Origin of the sequence: Bradyrhizobium sp. (assembly GCF_019242285.1) — a bacterium.
GTDB lineage: Bacteria > Pseudomonadota > Alphaproteobacteria > Rhizobiales > Xanthobacteraceae > Bradyrhizobium.
Genome location: NZ_JAFAVV010000940.1, coordinates 1 through 2,359 on the forward strand (window position 1 = coordinate 1; position 2,359 = coordinate 2,359).

At 65.7% G+C, this 2,359-nt stretch carries 2 protein-coding genes; one reads left to right on the top strand and one right to left on the bottom strand.

Translation table 11 applies throughout. The features are described 5' to 3' along the window. The first annotated feature begins 441 nt into the window (after positions 1-441). Positions 442-1,686 (top strand): DUF763 domain-containing protein, encoded by a 1,245-nt coding sequence (locus tag JOY90_RS38460; RefSeq protein ID WP_291696301.1) that lies wholly within the window; start codon positions 442-444, stop codon positions 1,684-1,686. Here the strand turns inward: JOY90_RS38460 and JOY90_RS38465 are convergent. Continuing rightward, a partial coding sequence (locus JOY90_RS38465) for an MFS transporter (RefSeq protein ID WP_291696302.1) occupies positions 1,658-2,359 on the bottom strand: 702 nt, incomplete at its 5' end. The two genes, JOY90_RS38460 and JOY90_RS38465, sit on opposite strands and share 29 nt — an antisense overlap.

A 2,359-nucleotide genomic window follows, 5' to 3' on the forward strand; every position in this document is an offset into this window, starting at 1 on the left:
GTGCTGTTCCAGCCCGTGCTGATGGGTCAGCCGCGCCAGATCAAGCCGTTCGAGGAAGAAAAGGACAAGGAGAAGCCGAGCTTCTCGCAGGCGGCGGAGTAGCAGAAGTGATCGTAGGGTGGGCTAATCGTACTGAGTCACAAGAAGACTCAAGCCATTGAATCGACTCGTCTTTGTGCAAATATGGTCGTTCCAAAAAGCTCAAGAATTTCAACGAGAGCACCACACAGGTGACTTAGTACGACTAAGGCGCGTACGCGACGATGCTTCGCATCGCGCGGAGCGCCGTGCCCACCATTCTCTCGACAGTCTCGTCTTGAATGGTGGGCACGCTCCTGCCTTTGCGTGGCACGCTTCGGTGCACGTGGCCGCTTAGTTAGCCCACCCTACGCACCGGCGTAGTGGCGCGACACGGCCCGTCGATTCGGCTATAGATGCACCATGGCAAGACGTACCGGCAGCGCCGACCTTCCTCTCCATGGCGGACGCGTTCCGCATTGGCTCGGTACCCGCATGGCCGAGCTTGGCGCGATCATCACCCAGGCGATCGTGCACCATTACGGCCGCGACGATTACCTCGCGCGGCTCGCGCATCCGTTCTGGTTCCAGTCGTTCGGCTGTGTGATGGGCATGGACTGGCACTCTTCCGGCATCACCACGAGCGTGATCGGCGCCTTGAAGCGCGGCCTTGGGCCGTTGCAGGACGAGCTCGGCATCCATGTCTGCGGGGGTCGCGGCCAGCATTCGCGCAGGACGCCGGATGAGCTGATGGCGCTGGGCGAACGCATCGGCTTCGACGCCGAAAAGCTGACACGCGCCAGCCGGCTGGTCGCGAAGGTCGACAGCGCAGCGGTGCAGGACGGATTCGACCTCTATCTGCACGGTTTCTTCGTCGCCGACGACGGCAAATGGACGGTGGTGCAGCAGGGCATGAACGGGGACCAGCGGCAGGCGCGGCGCTATCACTGGCATTCGGAAACCGCGCGCGACTTCGTCGACGCGCCGCACAGCGCCATCGACGGCCCCGTTCAAGGCGAGATCGTCAACCTCGCCGATCATCGGGCGGGCGCGTCGCGCACGGCACAGCTCGACCTGCTGGACGAGCTCGGTCCGGACCGCATCGTTGCCGAGCTCGCGGCGTTGAACGGCGAGGCGCCGGCGCAGGCCATGTTGCCGCATCTCATCATGCCCGCGCATCACGACGTGCGGCCGAAGGACGTGTTCGCCCGTCGCCTGCACGGCACGCTGGCAGCCGCGGCCGAGCGCGGGCCGGTCGATTTTCCGGCGCTCCTGCTGACGCCCGGCGTGGGCGCCCGCACCGTGCGCTCGCTCGCGATGGTGGCGGAGATCGTGCACGGTGCGCCCTATCGTTTCCAGGATCCGGCGCGGTTCTCGCTCGCCCATGGTGGCAAGGACCGGCATCCCTTTCCGGTGCCGATCAAGGTCTATGACGAGACCATCCGCGTGCTGAAATCGGCGGTAGAGGGCGCGAAGCTCGGCCGCGACGAGGAGATGCAGGCATTGAAGCGGCTCGACGACCAGGCGCGCCGGCTCGAGGGCGCCGTGCACGGGCCGTCGGTCGATTCCTTCATCGCCTCCGAGCGCGAAGCCTCGCCCGAGCTCGGCGGACGGTCCGTGTTCGGCTGGGAGCGGGACCTCAGGCCCGCAGCGAAGCGGGCTCGCTGACGTCGCGTGGCGGGACCTTGACCGTCGCGAAATCAACGCCCTTCGCCTCTTCCCCGAGCATCGTCAGCACCGCAATGACGACCGCCACCGTTCCCGCGACCGCGGCAAGGGCTATGCTGTAATTGCCGCCGAGATGCGCGGCGATGGCGGCCTGCAGCGTCGCATTCACCGAGGCCAAGAGGTTGCCGAGCTGGTAGACCACGCCGGGGAATGTGCCGCGCGCGCTGCCCGGCGACAGCTCGTTGAGATGGACCGGGACGACGCCCCAGGCGCCCTGCACCATGAATTGCATGAAGAACGCGCCGACCGCGAGCAGGACGACGCTCTCGGAGAACGCCCATAACGGGATGACCACGATCGAGAGGAGCGAGGCAATGACGATGCAGCGGCGCCGTCCGAAAACTTCGGACAGGGAGCCGAACAGGATGCCGCCGCAGATGGCGCCGATGTTGTAGACGACCGCGATCAGGCTGACGGTGTGGGGCTCGAGCTTGTGCTGCACCTGCAGGAACGTCGGATAGATGTCCTGCGTGCCGTGGCTGAAGAAATTGAAGGCCGTCATCAGGATGATCGCATAAATCGCAAGGCGCCAATGCGCGCGCAGCACATCCAGCGTGCCGCCGCTGGCCTGCGCCGCGGCGCGGTCGAAGCTCGGCGATTCCGGAACGCTGCT